The following is a 13,504-nucleotide window of genomic DNA, read 5'->3' as shown; positions in this document are numbered from 1 at the left end:
ACAGGGCACGGCAGGCCTTCTGATTATGTTTATCAACTGAATGCGGAGTATCCGAACATGCCAAAAATGAAGACCAAAAGTGGTGCTGCTAAGCGGTTTCTGAAAACTGCTAACGGTATCAAGCACAAGCACGCTTTCAAGAGCCACATCCTGACCAAAATGTCGACCAAGCGTAAGCGTCAACTGCGCGGTAGCAGCTTGCTGCATCCGTCTGACGTGGCAAAAGTCGAGCGCATGCTGCGCCTTCGTTAATTTTAGTCAAGAATAGAGGAAGTAACTCATGGCTCGTGTTAAGCGTGGCGTCATTGCCCGTAAGCGTCACAAAAAAATTCTGAAACTTGCTAAAGGCTACTACGGTGCACGTTCGCGCGTATTCCGTGTTGCCAAGCAAGCGGTAATCAAGGCAGGCCAATACGCCTACCGTGACCGTCGTCAGAAAAAACGTCAGTTCCGCGCTCTGTGGATCGCTCGTATCAACGCTGGTGCTCGTATCAACGGTCTGTCCTACAGCCGTTTCATCGCCGGCCTGAAAAAAGCGTCCATCGAGATCGACCGTAAGGTTCTGGCTGATCTGGCAGTGAACGAAAAAGCGGCGTTTGCTGCGATTGTCGAGAAAGCTAAAGCCACCTTGGCTTAAGTACCCCCGACAGTCACCCGGCCTCACCTCTGTGGGGCCAGGTGTTAAACGTCATAAATAGGGGAAGAGCCTTCAAGCTCTTCCCCTATTTTGTATCTGGAGTCTGTACATGGAAAACCTGGACGCGCTCGTTTCGCAAGCACTCGAGGCTGTGCAAAGCGCTGAAGATATCAATGCCCTGGAGCAAATCCGGGTTCACTACCTTGGCAAAAAGGGTGAATTGACTCAGGTGATGAAGACCCTGGGGAATTTGCCGGCAGAAGAGCGCCCGCAGGTCGGCGCGCTGATCAACGTTGCCAAGGAGCGTGTCACAGAGGTTCTCAATGCGCGCAAGGCACTGTTTGAAGAGGCCGACCTGGCCGCCAAACTGTCCGCCGAGTCCATTGACGTGACCCTGCCTGGCCGTGGCCAGACCTCCGGTGGTCTGCATCCGGTCACTCGCACTCTGGAACGTATCGAGCAGTTCTTCACCCACATCGGCTACGGCATCGCCGAAGGCCCTGAGGTCGAAGACGACTATCACAACTTCGAGGCGCTCAACATCCCAGGCCATCACCCGGCCCGGTCGATGCATGACACCTTCTATTTCAACGCCAACATGTTGCTGCGCACCCATACCTCGCCGGTACAGGTCCGCACCATGGAGTCGAAACAGCCGCCGATCCGCATCGTCTGCCCAGGCCGTGTGTACCGTAGCGACTCGGATATCACCCACTCCCCGATGTTCCACCAGGTCGAAGGCCTGCTGGTCGACCGCGATATCAACTTCGCTGACCTCAAGGGCACCATCGAAGAGTTCCTGCGCGTGTTCTTCGAAAAAGAACTGGCAGTGCGTTTCCGTCCTTCGTACTTCCCGTTCACCGAGCCGTCCGCTGAAGTCGACATGGAATGCGTGATGTGCAGCGGTAAAGGCTGCCGCGTCTGCAAGCAGACTGGCTGGCTGGAAGTCATGGGCTGCGGCATGGTTCACCCGAACGTGCTGCGCATGTCCGGGATCGACCCGGAAGAGTTCTCGGGCTTTGCCTTCGGCATGGGCGTTGAGCGTCTGGCCATGCTGCGTTACGGCGTGAACGACTTGCGTCTGTTCTTCGACAACGACTTGCGGTTCCTCGCGCAATTTCGCTAGTCGTAACGAATTCTTAGGAGAGCAGGATGAAATTCAGTGAACAATGGCTGCGCGGCTGGGTAAGCCCGCAGGTAAGTCGTGACGAGCTGGTTGCTCGTCTGTCGATGGCCGGTCTTGAGGTTGACAGCGTTACGCTGGCCGCCGGCGAATTCACCGGTGTGGTGGTGGGCGAGGTGCTGAGCACCGAGCAGCACCCGGACGCCGACAAGTTGCGTGTTTGCCAGGTCAGCAATGGTTCGGAGACCTTTCAGGTGGTTTGCGGTGCGCCCAACGTGCGCCCGGGCCTGAAGATCCCGTTCGCCATGATTGGTGCTGAACTGCCAGGCGACTTCAAGATCAAGAAAGCCAAGCTGCGTGGCGTAGAGTCCAACGGCATGCTGTGCTCGCAAGCCGAGCTGCAAGTGGGCGAGGGCAACGATGGCCTGATGGAATTGCCGGCCGATGCGCCGGTCGGTCAGGACATTCGTGAATACCTGAGCCTGGACGATGCCAGCATCGAAGTCGACCTGACGCCGAACCGTGGTGACTGCCTGTCCCTGGCCGGCCTGGCCCGTGAAGTTGGCGCGCTGTATGACGCCAAAGTCACCCGTCCGGTGGTTGCTGTCGTGCCGGCCGTGCACGATGAAGTGCGTTCGGTCGAAGTGCTGGCGCCTGCCGCTTGCCCGCGTTACCTGGGTCGTGTGATCCGTAACGTCGACCTGTCCAGGCCAACACCGCTGTGGATGGTCGAGCGTCTGCGTCGTGCCGACGTGCGCAGCATCGATGCTGCCGTCGACATCACCAACTACGTGATGCTGGAACTGGGTCAACCGCTGCACGCGTTCGACCTCGCCGAAATCAATGGCGGCATTCGTGTGCGCATGGCCGAAGAAGGCGAAAAGCTGGTACTGCTCGACGGTCAGGAAGTCAGCCTGCGTAGCGATACGCTGGTGATCGCCGACCACACCCGCGCCCTGGCAATTGCCGGCGTCATGGGTGGCGAGCACAGCGGCGTCAACACTGCGACCACTCGCGATATCTTCCTGGAAAGCGCGTTCTTCGACCAGATCGCCGTCGCTGGCAAGGCCCGTTCCTACGGCTTGCACACCGATGCGTCGCACCGCTACGAGCGTGGCGTCGACTGGCAGCTCGCCCGTGAAGCCATGGAGCGCGCCACTGGCCTGCTGCTGGAAATCACCGGTGGGGAAGCCGGCCCGATCATCGAAACCGTCAGCGAACAGCACCTGCCATCGATCGCCCCGGTGACCTTGCGCGCCCAGCGCATCACCCAGATGCTGGGCATGGAAATGGCGTCGGCCGAAGTCGAGCGTCTGCTCGGCGGTTTGGGCCTGACCATTACTGCTGATGGGGAAGGGCAGTGGCGCGTCGAAGTGCCAAGCCATCGCTTCGATATCAGCCTGGAAGTCGACCTGATCGAAGAACTGGCGCGTCTGTACGGCTACAACCGCCTGCCGGTCCGTTACCCGCAAGCGCGCCTGGCACCGCAAGCCAAGGCCGAAGCCCGTAGCGAACTGCCTGAGCTGCGTCGTCTGCTGGTAGCCCGTGGTTATCAGGAAGCGATCACCTACAGCTTCATCGATCCGAAACAGTTCGAACTGTTTAATCCGGGTGTTGAACCGTTGCTGCTGGCCAATCCGATTTCCAACGACATGGCAGCCATGCGCTCGTCCTTGTGGCCTGGCCTGGTCAAGGCGCTTCAGCACAACCTGAACCGCCAACAGGATCGCGTCCGCCTGTTCGAAAGCGGCCTGCGTTTCGTCGGTCAGCTCGAAGGCTTGAAGCAGGAGCCGATGCTCGCTGGTGTCGTTTGCGGTAGCCGTCTGCCGGAAGGCTGGGCGCAAGGTCGCGATACCGTCGACTTCTTCGACGTCAAGGCTGACGTGGAAGCAGTACTGGGCTTCGCCGGTGCACTGGACTCGTTCACTTTCGTACCGGGCAAACACCCGGCGCTGCACCCGGGTCAAACCGCGCGCATCGAACGTGAAGGTCGTCTGGTCGGCTTCGTGGGTGCAATCCACCCTGAATTGTCGAAAACCCTCGGCCTCGACCGTCCGGTTTTCGTATTCGAGCTGGTTCTGGCCGAAGTGGCGTCGGGCAAAATGCCTAAATTCCACGAGTTATCACGTTTTCCTGAAGTGCGTCGTGACCTTGCACTCATCGCGGACAAAGCTGTCGCGGCCACGGCCGTGCTGGACGTAATCCGTGAAAATGCAGGCGAATGGCTGACAGACCTCAGGCTATTTGACGTGTATCAGGGTAAAGGCATTGATCCTGATAGAAAAAGCCTCGCAGTCGGCTTGACCTGGCAGCATCCATCGCGCACTCTTAATGACGATGAGGTGAATACCGCAACGCAAAACATCCTCACCTCGCTCGAACAAAGGTTGAACGCCACGTTAAGGAAGTGACGTATGGGGGCTCTGACGAAAGCTGAAATGGCGGAACGTCTGTATGAAGAGCTGGGCCTGAACAAACGGGAGGCCAAGGAATTGGTCGAACTGTTTTTTGAAGAAATCAGGCACGCTCTTGAAGACAACGAACAAGTCAAATTGTCCGGTTTCGGCAATTTCGACCTTCGGGACAAACGCCAGCGGCCTGGCCGCAATCCGAAAACGGGTGAAGAAATCCCGATCACGGCTCGCCGTGTGGTCACCTTTCGTCCAGGGCAGAAGTTGAAGGCCCGAGTTGAGGCTTATGCTGGAACCAAGTCATAACGACGAGCTACCCGTCATCCCAGGCAAACGCTACTTCACCATCGGTGAAGTCAGCGAGCTGTGTGCGGTAAAACCGCACGTGCTGCGCTACTGGGAGCAGGAGTTTCCTCAGCTCAACCCCGTCAAGCGCCGCGGAAACCGCCGGTATTATCAGCGCCAGGACGTGCTGATGATCCGGCAGATCCGCGCGCTTCTTTACGATCAGGGGTTCACCATCGGCGGAGCGCGCCTGCGCTTGTCCGGTGATGAAGCCAAAGATGACACCACCCAGTACAAACAGATGATTCGGCAGATGATTGCTGAATTGGAAGATGTGCTGGTTGTCCTCAAGAAATAATTTTCTGCTTTTAAATACTTCCAGTTTTCAAAAGCTTGCGATATATTCTTGAGCGTTCCTCGAGGTTGAGGGATGAGTTTCACGCCTAGTCGGGGCGTAGCGCAGTCCGGTAGCGCACTAGCATGGGGTGCTAGGGGTCGAGTGTTCGAATCACTCCGTCCCGACCATATTTTCTGAGTAAAATCAGACACTTAAGCCGATCAGATAGATCGGCTTTTTTGTGTCTGCGCAAAACCTGCGCAAAACTGGCGCAAAACTATCCAGTGATTTCGCTGATATTCAGGTCTGGAATCGCCTCGGACCATACGATTTCCTCGTGGTCCCGCTGGTAGTTTTTGGTCATGCCCTCGCTCGCATGACCAGCAATTTTCTGCCCATTCTTTCCGGCTTTCTTGTACAGGTGCAGCGACAGCGCCCGCACTTCATGAAAGCCCGGCATCTCTTCTTCCTTCCATCCCTCGTAGCATTCCGCCGCCTCCCGGGCGCCTTTGAACGCTCGAGTCAAATACCTCTCTTCAACCTTCGTCCAGTGGTCCTTCGTCTGCGCCTGCTTCTGTTTCAGGCGGTCCGGCTTCCGATGCACCAGGTACGGCGAAGCGGTGTCGTCACGGCATCGGCTGATCACGGCCTGCAACTCGGGTGTCACTCTAAAGCGAATCCACGCCGCATCACTGGCCTTGGCCGTCTTCTTCTGTACAACGTATAGAAACCCCTCGCGTACTCCGTCGAAGCGCATGTCCAGGATATCCGTCCGGCGCTGAGCGGTGATCAACGCCAAGTCGATTGCGTTCTGCAGCCAGACTGGCGATTTCTCCCGGATGGCTTTCAGGCCATCGACGGTGTGGCGCTTGCGCAGTTTCTTCTCGATTCGATTAATCGTGCTCGCTGCGGGGTTGTCCGGACACAGGCCTTTGGCCGCCGCGTGGTTGAAGATGTCAGTCAGCAGTGCGCGGCACTGGTTTGCTGTGCGCGGGGTAAGTGCGTCCAACATCTCTGCAACCATACGGATGGATATCTGGTCGACAGCCTTGCCCTCAAACTGCTTACGGAAGCGCCGGAAGTGCACCGCGTATAGGCTGAGCGTGCCCTTGGCCAGCTCGCGCGGCGGCAGGACATCACGTTCGTAGGTGTCGAGGAAAGTGGTGAACGACTCAGATGAAGCACTCATCACGGCGCCGACCAGGTCAGCGCCGCGCATAAACTCTAGGTTCAGCTGCTTTGCGGCGTCGATTGCTTTGATGCGGTCGGAGCCGAACTGAAACCACTTGCCGTCGGTTGGCCGGCGGTAGCGATAGGTCGAGCGCCGCGCATCGAAGTACAGGTTCTGCGGTAGGTTCTTGTTCGCAGTATTGCGCGGCCGTGGTGCCATCATGCAGCTCCTTTCAATACCATAGCCACCAGGTCGTTTCCATCCGAGCGGTTGAATGCGGTCCAGTCAACGTACCAGAGTTTCCCGATCTGCTCGCCGGGCACTACGCCGTTGCGGATGTGGTTGCGAATCGCCTGAGGGCATTGCGGTGTTCCGTTTTCGCCCCAGCGTCGGCGCTGGAACTCACTGATCTTGATCAGCTCTCGTTTCATTGGGTGCTCCGTGCCGCGCGTGGCGGCAGAAGATGGGGAGGGTTATTCCCAGCCGTGCAGGTAGGCCGGTTCGGTCAGTTGTTCCAGCTCTTGGCGCAGCGCTTTATCCAGGGTTACGGTTTTGCCTTCGTCTTGGTCGTAGGCTTCGGTGTTGTCGAGCATGGTGTCGCTTACGAGGTCGACGATCCTCCAGATCGAAATCGTCTAAGTGAAGCTGTATTCGCTTAGATGCAGCCGTTTGCTGCATACGAAAGGTGGGGCATCACCAGTAAGGTGTCAGCTTCGCCGGCTGGCGTGATTCGTTGGAGTGGGGTATTTGTGTTTGGCCCGGCATGGGGCCGGATCAAGGAGATTCTGTGGACTACGCACAAGTGGCGAATGTCGCATCACTCGTTGCCGGTTTGCTTTCGGCGGCGTTTTGGGTGGTCGCCGCAATTGTCAAAGCACCTGTACCGCCCGAGTTCAAAGGCAAGCCAGATGACGACTATTGGAAGTGCGCCGTGATCGATGGCGGTGAGCTTTTTGGGACGTTGCGCTTGCAGTCAAAATGGAACAGTAGGGCTGCATTTGCTGCGGCGGCTACGGTCTTATTGCAGATTGCTGCCAGCATGCTAAGCGCATGACATCAGCGCAATAGGTAAGGGTGGTCAGGCCGGTTTCCCGGCCTGAAGCGCTTACTTCGGATCGAAAGCACCCAAAGTAAGTACTGCTGCATCGCCGATATTGCGCTGCAGAACTGTCTTGAACTCCTGCGCGATGTCTTCGCGTTGAACCTCTTCACCGACCCAACGAAGCTTCAGTGCTGGTTGGGCGCCGCTTGTGATCACAGATGTCCTCAGATTGATCTGCTGCTCGGTCAGGCCCTCGTAAGGGATGGTGCTGAACAACAGGGCCGCTGGTAACGTTTCTTTGCTGCGGGCTTCGATCTGATCCATTGCGCTACGGCTGGCGCTGGTGTCGCCGACGGTGGTTTCGGATTCGCTGGTCGCCTTGACCGTGATTGTGCGCACGGCTGCAATGGCCCTGGCGACAGGGATTTCTTTCCCTTCGTCATCTACTGGTGTCAGGTACTGATGCCAATCTTCGATCCAGTCGCTCAAATCCTTCTGCGTCATAGCCCGGCCGCCGATGCCTTGAGCGGCCTTGTAGCCGGCCGATGCCTTCAGTTTCAGAACGGCACGGTCATCTGCGTGCCCTGGCAGTGCATCGGTGCCAAGGTTGAACAGCAGCGTGCAGGTCATTTCGTCCTGGTCGATGAAGCCCTTGGCGGATGGGATTGTCCTTGCGGCGACGTACGCGCTGAAGTCGGCCAGCGAGTGGGTAGAGTAAATGCCACGAAAGCGGCTGCGACCGGCCTGCCACTTCTCCAGTGTGACCACTTGGCAACCTTCGGGCAGCACGATGGTAGGCGTTTGGGTGGCCAGCGCTTTACCGCTCGCTTCGAGCGCGGTATCGGTGATGAGCTGGATCGCTTCTTTGGTCAGAGACATTGGTCAGTTCCTTGATGGTTGAGCGGTTAGTTGCGGGGGGTGATTGGGGCTTGTTCACGGCTGAAGAGCTGGTCGTGCTTCTCGGCGAAGAGAGTGATCTTTCCACCGGAGCCGACGTGCATTGGCGTATCCAGGCTGGTGTTCTCGCTGCGGGTGCCACGCTTGGTCGGCACCTTGTAGTCGAGCTTGTGTTTGATCTTTACCTGGCTCGATTCGCCGATCTGGCTGAAGTCCAGGGTAATGACCAGCTTGCCGGCCTTGCCGTGATCAACCACCCCGGCGGCTACTTCGGAAAGGGCGTGGCCTATTTGGTTAGCGAATGCGCCGCCGTTCAGCTCTTCGAGGAACTCTGCGGTGTCGGTTGGGGTAGACATGGCTGTTTCTCCGGGATGGCCATTAGGCCGCTAGGGGGAAGGTGAAATTGAGGCTGACGAAGGCGCTGGCGCCGCTGGCTGCTGACACGTCTCATGCTGCTATCTGCTGGTTCCATACGCCCACGGCGTCGAACATCCGGGCGGCCTGTTCTTCGGTCAACGAGATGTCGGCGGGAATGGCGATCCAGCCCGACGCGACCCGATGATTCGGATTGCTCTCGGCGACCAGGGCTTTGTAGGTGTCCTCGATCACGTCTTCGAGGTGCGCGGCCAGATAGTTGCCTTGAGGGGCGACTTCCACCGATTTCGTGTAGCGGTGCCCGCGTTGATCGCGACACTGGACGCTGACATAGATCGTCCAGCGATGGGCAACGTCGCAGACTGCTTCGGCCATGCGTTGTCCTGGCGGGATGCTCGTGCAGCTCTTCCTGTTGATCATCCCTTGGTGTCCGCTGGGGTCGATGTGGACCACCGCGACGTGATTGGCATTGAGCAGTGCCCGGCTCGCTCGCTCTATCCGGGTACGCATATTGTTGGGCTTTCGCTTTTTCATAGCGCCACCGTAATCTGGCGATTGGCCTTGGCTTCAAACTGTATGGCAAGGTCGTGAGCGGCCTTGTAGTCGTTACGGAAGGCGCGAGTCTTGCCGGTGGTGAGGTCTTTAATCTGATACATGCCGAAGCTTCCGCCGACGACTTGGTAGCGCACATTTTTGGCCGGGGCTCGTCGATCAATACGACTGTAGAACCCGGAGCGGGCGGCCTTTGTTCGTTGCAGCAGCTCACCGACTTCATCGATGCGCTCTTGAAATGATGGATGCATGGTTGATCCCTCGGAGTAGGTTAGGTGTATTCATTAGCACTCCGACCACCTACTGGTGGCCATTGGGCAGGGAAGGGGGCTGATTGATAAAAGGCAGGCGTAAAAAAGCCCGATCGGAACCGGGCCATTGTTTGTGTCACGAGGGCCTGCTTAAGTGATCGCTGGTGGTGCCATCGCGGGCTTCGACAAACACGCCTGAATGCGCTGCGTGATTTCTTCTCGGTGCACCTGGACATCCTTGGGGGCGCTAGTTCCGATACGTACCTGTTTGCCGCTAACACTCAGCACTGTGATCGTGATGTTGTTGCCTATGTTGATGCTTTCGCCTGCTTTGCGAGTCAAAATCAGCATTGTCCATTTCCTTGCGTGAGTGGGTTTCCCAATGCCGCCTTGCAAGAAGCGGCATCAGTGAAACATCACTGCATTACGCGGACTTCATTGCGTGGGAACCACGCCCCGTCAACCAGAACCATGCAGCCAACAAAGGCGGCGTAGCGGGTCTCTCGGTCAGTCTGGAAGCCGTAGTAGAAGCAAGTGGCCCGTGAGGCTGCGTTGCTCAGCAACATGCAGCCGACGATCACTGCCAGCAGGATCAGCAGAACCTTTGTCGCGTACTTCACGCCTCGATACCGTAGTCAGCCAGGCGCAGACCGAAGTGCATGCCTATTTCCTTCAGCACCACCAGCTCTGCTGGCTCGATCTGACCATCAGCCTGGGCAACAGCAAGAATGTTGACGAAGGCTTCCTCCGCGTCGGCCGGAACGTTTTTGATATCGGCCAGTTCCCGCTTGATCGCCAGTCGACCTACTTGAAAGTTGGCGTTCAACTGGCCTGTAAAACGATTGATGGTTTCGGTGATCTCGCTGCCGAAGTGTGTCAAATTCGGGTTGGAGCGAATCAACTCATCCAGCTTGGAAACCTCACTGGCTTCAATCTCACCATCAGCCGCAGCGACCAATAGGCCGCCACCGACAATGGCCTGCATCAAGTCGCGGTTAACGACCTTCTTCATTTCGGCCTGGGCATTGCCGACTTGTTTGCCGAAGAGTTTTTTCATTCCGAACATGGTGTTTCCTCTGGTGGGATTACATCCCGCTGCACCCTGTCACCTAGGTGCAGCAGTGATGCTGTCCGTTCTATTGCCGCCGGAGGGGCGGGGCGCATTGCTTGCCGGGTCATTCACACGGTTCTGGCGTTTCACCATCGATCAGCCGTCCAGGTTGATCCTGTCGTGGGCAGGCTTTCGGGCCTGTCTGCTCGCCGGTCGCCGATAGAGGCAATGCGGTTTGTTGTTTGTTTCGCTGACTGTTAAAGAGCGGCGCGGCTTTCGCTGCTAAGCCGATGGCCTGAGCAATAAATTACTCGCGATAATACAATTGGTCAAGACCGCAGGTAATAAAAAATACAGCAGATAATAAAAACCCGCTCAATCGCGGGCTCTCTCTACGCTTCGCAGTACTCTCGCCACCCGATCCTAATGGCGCCGCACTCAAGCCGATCCATGCGGACCCCATCGGTGTCTTCAATCTCCTGCATCACCTGGTGCCACGCTTCGGCAGATTCGTTCTCTGATCTGGTGACTAAAACGGATTGGATCTTCTGCGCATGCGGTGTAGCGATGAGGCGTTGGATACGTCGGCGTAGACGCTCACATAAAGTCTCAGTTGAGCTTGCAGAAAGAGGGCGATGCATACGGTGATCCTTACTTTTGTCGTTTGAAAACACCACCATAAAATGTCAAATATTTGACGGGTTGGGATAGCCCTTTTCTGCCACCTGCAGCCGTCCTTATGTAAAAAGAGAAACGAAGGCTGCGGATTTAGAAAAAGAGAAAAAATTGTGTGGTCGGAAGACGAAAAAGCCCGCTCATGGCGGGCTCTCTAGAGGTAGATAAGATGGGTTGCCATGTTTATAGCTTTTGCAGCGCCCTAACCACGACTCCGACGATTCGACAGTTCTCTGCACACATCTCTGTAGGGTAGGCAGGGTTCAATGGCTTCAAGTAACGCCGACCACCGTCATCTACGAGCTTCTTGAAGGTGGCCTGGTCACTGTCAGCCAATTTGGCCACCACTAGTTTTCCAGCCTGAACGTCAGCCTCAGTATCAACTAGGATCAGCGTTCCTTCAGTAATGCTTGTCCCGACCGGAGATGTCATCGAGTCACCTTTGACCTCAAGCCAGAAAGCGGGGCCCTTTGAGTTGTAGTCCGATAGCTCGTATCGATCTGAAAACCCAGGAGGGAAGGGTTCGACGGCTTCCGCCCAGGCACCTGCGGCAACCCAACTGATGACTGGATAGCGGAAGGACTCAATGGGTTGACGAGTTGAACCCACATTCGAAGGCTCAGAGCTTGAAAGCGAGCCGATTTCTTTAGCAAGACGCTCGCTAAAGGCTGAAACAGGGACTTTCAAATAACGCGCAAATACAGAGGCGGCCTCGATGTTCAAGGCATTTCGCCCTGTCAAATAGTGGCTCGCAGCGCTCTGGCTATTGGCCTTGAGGCCTTCTATAGCAATTTTTTCTTGACTCAGCCCGAGCTCTTTTTTCTTCGCTTTATAGAGCGCGTTCAGCGCGGCGCATTCCTGCTGCTCTACGTCGCTCAATGGGCGTTTTTTCAAAGGTTTATTCATAAAAGCACTGTATTACGTCAGGTAATATCAATCTAAGACCGCCGATATTGACTTAATAAAGACCGCAGGTAATACTTTTGCGTATGCATGGTGAAAGAGGTTCTGTATGCAGCGCATACCACTCAAAGATTTTGTGACGAAAGTTGGCCAGCTAAAAGCAGCAACAGCGCTTCGTATGAGCCAAGGCGGCATCAGCAAAGCCTTAAAAGCAGGGCGGGAAGTTTATGTGACCGAATTTGATGACGGCAGCTTCGAGGCGGAAGAGGTAAAGCCCTTTCCTGCCCAACCTCAGCGTCTCGCTGGTTAATCAATCACATTATCCAGCGCTCCATTGAAGTCAGATTAGAAGAGAGCAGTTCATATGGATACGTCCAGTCCAGGACACAAATTGCAAACCCGCGATCAGGTGCTGGTTGCGCATGCGGCAAATCAGATCGCTCGCACCAACCTGAGCCAGGACGATTTCGCCCAGGCGCTGAGCCGAGAAATTTACTTAATCGTCCCTGCCGCGAAGATCGAGTTGGCGAAGGTACCTGATTTCGATGAGCTGGCGCGGTTGAACGATGTCCTCCCGTTCGTGAGGGCAACAGGTCGTTGGCTCAAACGTGTTCAACGCTGGCTGTCGAGCGAGCAGGAAATTCCTTCTTGGCTGGAAGAGTCGTGGGTGAATGCACTCGAGCCTGAGTTCCGTGATCACTGCGTCAATGAACTGGCCAGCCGTCACGGTTTGATTGGTGCCCGCCAGATGGCGACCGAACAATGCGGGAGCAAAAGCTTCAGTGCGTTGATCCGTGCCCTGGGGGATGTGATTGACACTGGAAGCGAGGTGTTCGACGACCAAGTGATGAGCGAAAAGGACCTGCCGCACTTACCAGCGTTCGCCAAGGAATGTCGGCAAGTTGAAGCAAGGGCAGGGGAACTTGGCCGGAAGGCCGAAGAGATGATCGAAAAATCTCGCCCAGTGCTGAAGTCGATCGCCTGAGTCGTAGACACAAAAAAGCCGACGGTCGAGGTCGGCTGATTCGTAAAACTAGAGAGCGATGATTATGCACAGCCATATTGCCCCGAGCAATACCTTCGATGTCGTGACACGTCTTGGTCAATCGCAAAACGTGTCATGTCACACCATGTCGTCACGCGAGATCGCCGAGCTGACTGGCAGCACGCACGACAACGTCCTGAAAACCATCCGCGCGCTGGTTGCCAAGGGTGTCGTTTCGTCAAACGACACCCCCTACGTCCACCCACAAAACGGTCAGGTCTATCGCGAGTTCTTGTTATCTCAGCGCGACACCTTGGTGGTGGTCTCGGGTTACAGCGTCGAATTCCGCGCAAAAATTATTGATCGCTGGCAGGAACTCGAAGCCCAGCTCAATCATTTTCAGATCCCGGCTACCTACGCCGAAGCGTTGCAGGCTGCCGCCGACCAAGCCAAGGACAACCAGTCGCTGCGGCTGGTCATTCTCGATCAAGCACCGAAAGTCGCCGCGATCAAGCGTCTGGCGGCGGCCGGCGGGGCGATCTGCATCACCGACACCGCCAAGCAGTTGCAGCTCCAGCCCGCGAAATTGTTTGCTTGGCTTGAACAGCATCGGTGGATTTTCCGCCGCAAGGGTTCCAAGCGCTGGGTTGCTTATCAACCGCGCATCACCGCCGGCTACATGACTCACAAGGTAACGGCCTTAACGCCTGACCCGGAGATCGGCATCGAGCGCGTGGCATTCGATCCAATGGTCACTCCCAAAGGCCTTGCCCGTTTGGCTGAATTTAACATCGGAGCCTCGCAGTGAG

Annotated in this window: 21 protein-coding genes and 1 tRNA gene; 11 read left to right on the top strand and 11 right to left on the bottom strand. The window is 56.6% G+C overall.

The features are described from left to right. The first annotated feature begins 57 nt into the window (after window positions 1-57). The 7 genes from rpmI (at window position 58) to ASE98_RS03600 (ending at window position 4,981) form a co-directional block, all read left to right on the top strand. Window positions 58-252 (top strand): 50S ribosomal protein L35, encoded by a 195-nt coding sequence (gene rpmI, locus ASE98_RS03630; protein ID WP_002553160.1) that lies wholly within the window; start codon window positions 58-60, stop codon window positions 250-252. A gap of 28 nt (window positions 253-280) precedes the next feature. Continuing rightward, a complete protein-coding gene (rplT, locus tag ASE98_RS03625) occupies window positions 281-637 on the top strand; it encodes a 50S ribosomal protein L20 (protein ID WP_007905879.1) in 357 nt (118 codons plus the stop codon). A gap of 109 nt (window positions 638-746) precedes the next feature. Further along, on the top strand, window positions 747-1,763 hold the full coding sequence (pheS, locus tag ASE98_RS03620; protein ID WP_007905876.1) for a phenylalanine--tRNA ligase subunit alpha: 1,017 nt from the start codon (window positions 747-749) through the stop codon (window positions 1,761-1,763). A gap of 26 nt (window positions 1,764-1,789) precedes the next feature. Further along, window positions 1,790-4,171 (top strand): phenylalanine--tRNA ligase subunit beta, encoded by a 2,382-nt coding sequence (pheT, locus tag ASE98_RS03615; protein WP_060540013.1) that lies wholly within the window; start codon window positions 1,790-1,792, stop codon window positions 4,169-4,171. A 3-nt stretch (window positions 4,172-4,174) separates the two neighbouring features. Further along, complete coding sequence (ihfA, locus tag ASE98_RS03610) at window positions 4,175-4,477, top strand: integration host factor subunit alpha (RefSeq protein WP_002553164.1); 303 nt, start codon at window positions 4,175-4,177, stop codon at window positions 4,475-4,477. Then, on the top strand, window positions 4,458-4,814 hold the full coding sequence (locus tag ASE98_RS03605) for a MerR family transcriptional regulator (protein ID WP_003179985.1): 357 nt from the start codon (window positions 4,458-4,460) through the stop codon (window positions 4,812-4,814). The genes ihfA and ASE98_RS03605 overlap by 20 nt, the downstream gene beginning before the upstream one ends. A 90-nt stretch (window positions 4,815-4,904) precedes the next feature. Beyond that, window positions 4,905-4,981, top strand: a tRNA-Pro gene (locus ASE98_RS03600). Between the two features lie 89 nt (window positions 4,982-5,070). Here ASE98_RS03600 and ASE98_RS03595 read toward each other — a convergent pair. Both ASE98_RS03595 and ASE98_RS03590 read right to left on the bottom strand, forming a co-directional pair. Continuing rightward, complete coding sequence (locus ASE98_RS03595; RefSeq protein ID WP_060540012.1) at window positions 5,071-6,183, bottom strand: phage integrase Arm DNA-binding domain-containing protein; 1,113 nt, start codon at window positions 6,181-6,183, stop codon at window positions 5,071-5,073. Next, the gene (locus tag ASE98_RS03590; RefSeq protein WP_045060620.1) at window positions 6,183-6,395 is read right to left on the bottom strand and encodes a hypothetical protein; all 213 of its coding nucleotides are present in this window, start codon (window positions 6,393-6,395) and stop codon (window positions 6,183-6,185) included. Before ASE98_RS03590 ends, ASE98_RS03595 begins: the two co-directional genes overlap by 1 nt. A 356-nt stretch (window positions 6,396-6,751) precedes the next feature. Here ASE98_RS03590 and ASE98_RS03585 point away from each other — a divergent pair, with 356 nt between their 5' ends. Beyond that, the gene (locus tag ASE98_RS03585) at window positions 6,752-7,018 is read left to right on the top strand and encodes a hypothetical protein (RefSeq protein WP_060540011.1); all 267 of its coding nucleotides are present in this window, start codon (window positions 6,752-6,754) and stop codon (window positions 7,016-7,018) included. Between the two features lie 51 nt (window positions 7,019-7,069). On the opposite strand, the gene ASE98_RS03580 is transcribed toward ASE98_RS03585, so the two are convergent. The 9 genes from ASE98_RS03580 to ASE98_RS03540 form a co-directional block, all read right to left on the bottom strand. After that, on the bottom strand, window positions 7,070-7,885 hold the full coding sequence (locus tag ASE98_RS03580) for a DUF2303 family protein (RefSeq protein ID WP_060540010.1): 816 nt from the start codon (window positions 7,883-7,885) through the stop codon (window positions 7,070-7,072). Window positions 7,886-7,911: 26 nt separating this feature from the next. Continuing rightward, the gene (locus tag ASE98_RS03575) at window positions 7,912-8,259 is read right to left on the bottom strand and encodes a hypothetical protein (protein ID WP_060540009.1); all 348 of its coding nucleotides are present in this window, start codon (window positions 8,257-8,259) and stop codon (window positions 7,912-7,914) included. Window positions 8,260-8,350: 91 nt separating this feature from the next. After that, window positions 8,351-8,812, bottom strand: a complete 462-nt coding sequence (locus ASE98_RS03570) for a hypothetical protein (protein WP_060540008.1) — start codon at window positions 8,810-8,812, stop codon at window positions 8,351-8,353. Further along, entirely contained in the window at window positions 8,809-9,081 is a 273-nt protein-coding gene (locus ASE98_RS03565; RefSeq protein ID WP_060540007.1) for a hypothetical protein, read from the bottom strand. The genes ASE98_RS03570 and ASE98_RS03565 overlap by 4 nt, the downstream gene beginning before the upstream one ends. A gap of 150 nt (window positions 9,082-9,231) precedes the next feature. Beyond that, window positions 9,232-9,432 (bottom strand): carbon storage regulator CsrA, encoded by a 201-nt coding sequence (gene csrA / locus ASE98_RS03560; protein WP_060540006.1) that lies wholly within the window; start codon window positions 9,430-9,432, stop codon window positions 9,232-9,234. A 65-nt stretch (window positions 9,433-9,497) separates the two neighbouring features. Next, entirely contained in the window at window positions 9,498-9,701 is a 204-nt protein-coding gene (locus ASE98_RS03555) for a hypothetical protein (RefSeq protein ID WP_060540005.1), read from the bottom strand. Then, on the bottom strand, window positions 9,698-10,147 hold the full coding sequence (locus ASE98_RS03550; RefSeq protein ID WP_060540004.1) for a tellurite resistance TerB family protein: 450 nt from the start codon (window positions 10,145-10,147) through the stop codon (window positions 9,698-9,700). Before ASE98_RS03550 ends, ASE98_RS03555 begins: the two co-directional genes overlap by 4 nt. Window positions 10,148-10,524: 377 nt before the next feature. After that, entirely contained in the window at window positions 10,525-10,773 is a 249-nt protein-coding gene (locus ASE98_RS03545; protein WP_060540003.1) for a DUF1654 domain-containing protein, read from the bottom strand. A 217-nt stretch (window positions 10,774-10,990) separates the two neighbouring features. Next, complete coding sequence (locus tag ASE98_RS03540) at window positions 10,991-11,713, bottom strand: LexA family transcriptional regulator (protein ID WP_060540002.1); 723 nt, start codon at window positions 11,711-11,713, stop codon at window positions 10,991-10,993. A gap of 106 nt (window positions 11,714-11,819) precedes the next feature. On the opposite strand from ASE98_RS03540, the gene ASE98_RS03535 reads away from it, so the two are divergent. The 3 genes from ASE98_RS03535 to ASE98_RS03525 all read left to right on the top strand — a co-directional run bounded on the left by ASE98_RS03535 (window position 11,820) and on the right by ASE98_RS03525 (window position 13,503). Then, the gene (locus tag ASE98_RS03535) at window positions 11,820-12,020 is read left to right on the top strand and encodes a Cro/CI family transcriptional regulator (protein ID WP_060540001.1); all 201 of its coding nucleotides are present in this window, start codon (window positions 11,820-11,822) and stop codon (window positions 12,018-12,020) included. A gap of 54 nt (window positions 12,021-12,074) precedes the next feature. Then, the gene (locus ASE98_RS03530; RefSeq protein WP_060540000.1) at window positions 12,075-12,695 is read left to right on the top strand and encodes a hypothetical protein; all 621 of its coding nucleotides are present in this window, start codon (window positions 12,075-12,077) and stop codon (window positions 12,693-12,695) included. 145 nt (window positions 12,696-12,840) lie between these two features. After that, window positions 12,841-13,503, top strand: a complete 663-nt coding sequence (locus tag ASE98_RS03525; protein ID WP_060540168.1) for a Rha family transcriptional regulator — start codon at window positions 12,841-12,843, stop codon at window positions 13,501-13,503. The last annotated feature ends 1 nt before the right edge of the window (window position 13,504 follow it).

Origin of the sequence: Pseudomonas sp. Leaf48 (assembly GCF_001421885.1) — a bacterium.
Lineage (GTDB): Bacteria > Pseudomonadota > Gammaproteobacteria > Pseudomonadales > Pseudomonadaceae > Aquipseudomonas.
Note: the sequence above shows the minus strand (reverse complement) of the source record. Positions and strands in the feature narration are given on the sequence as shown.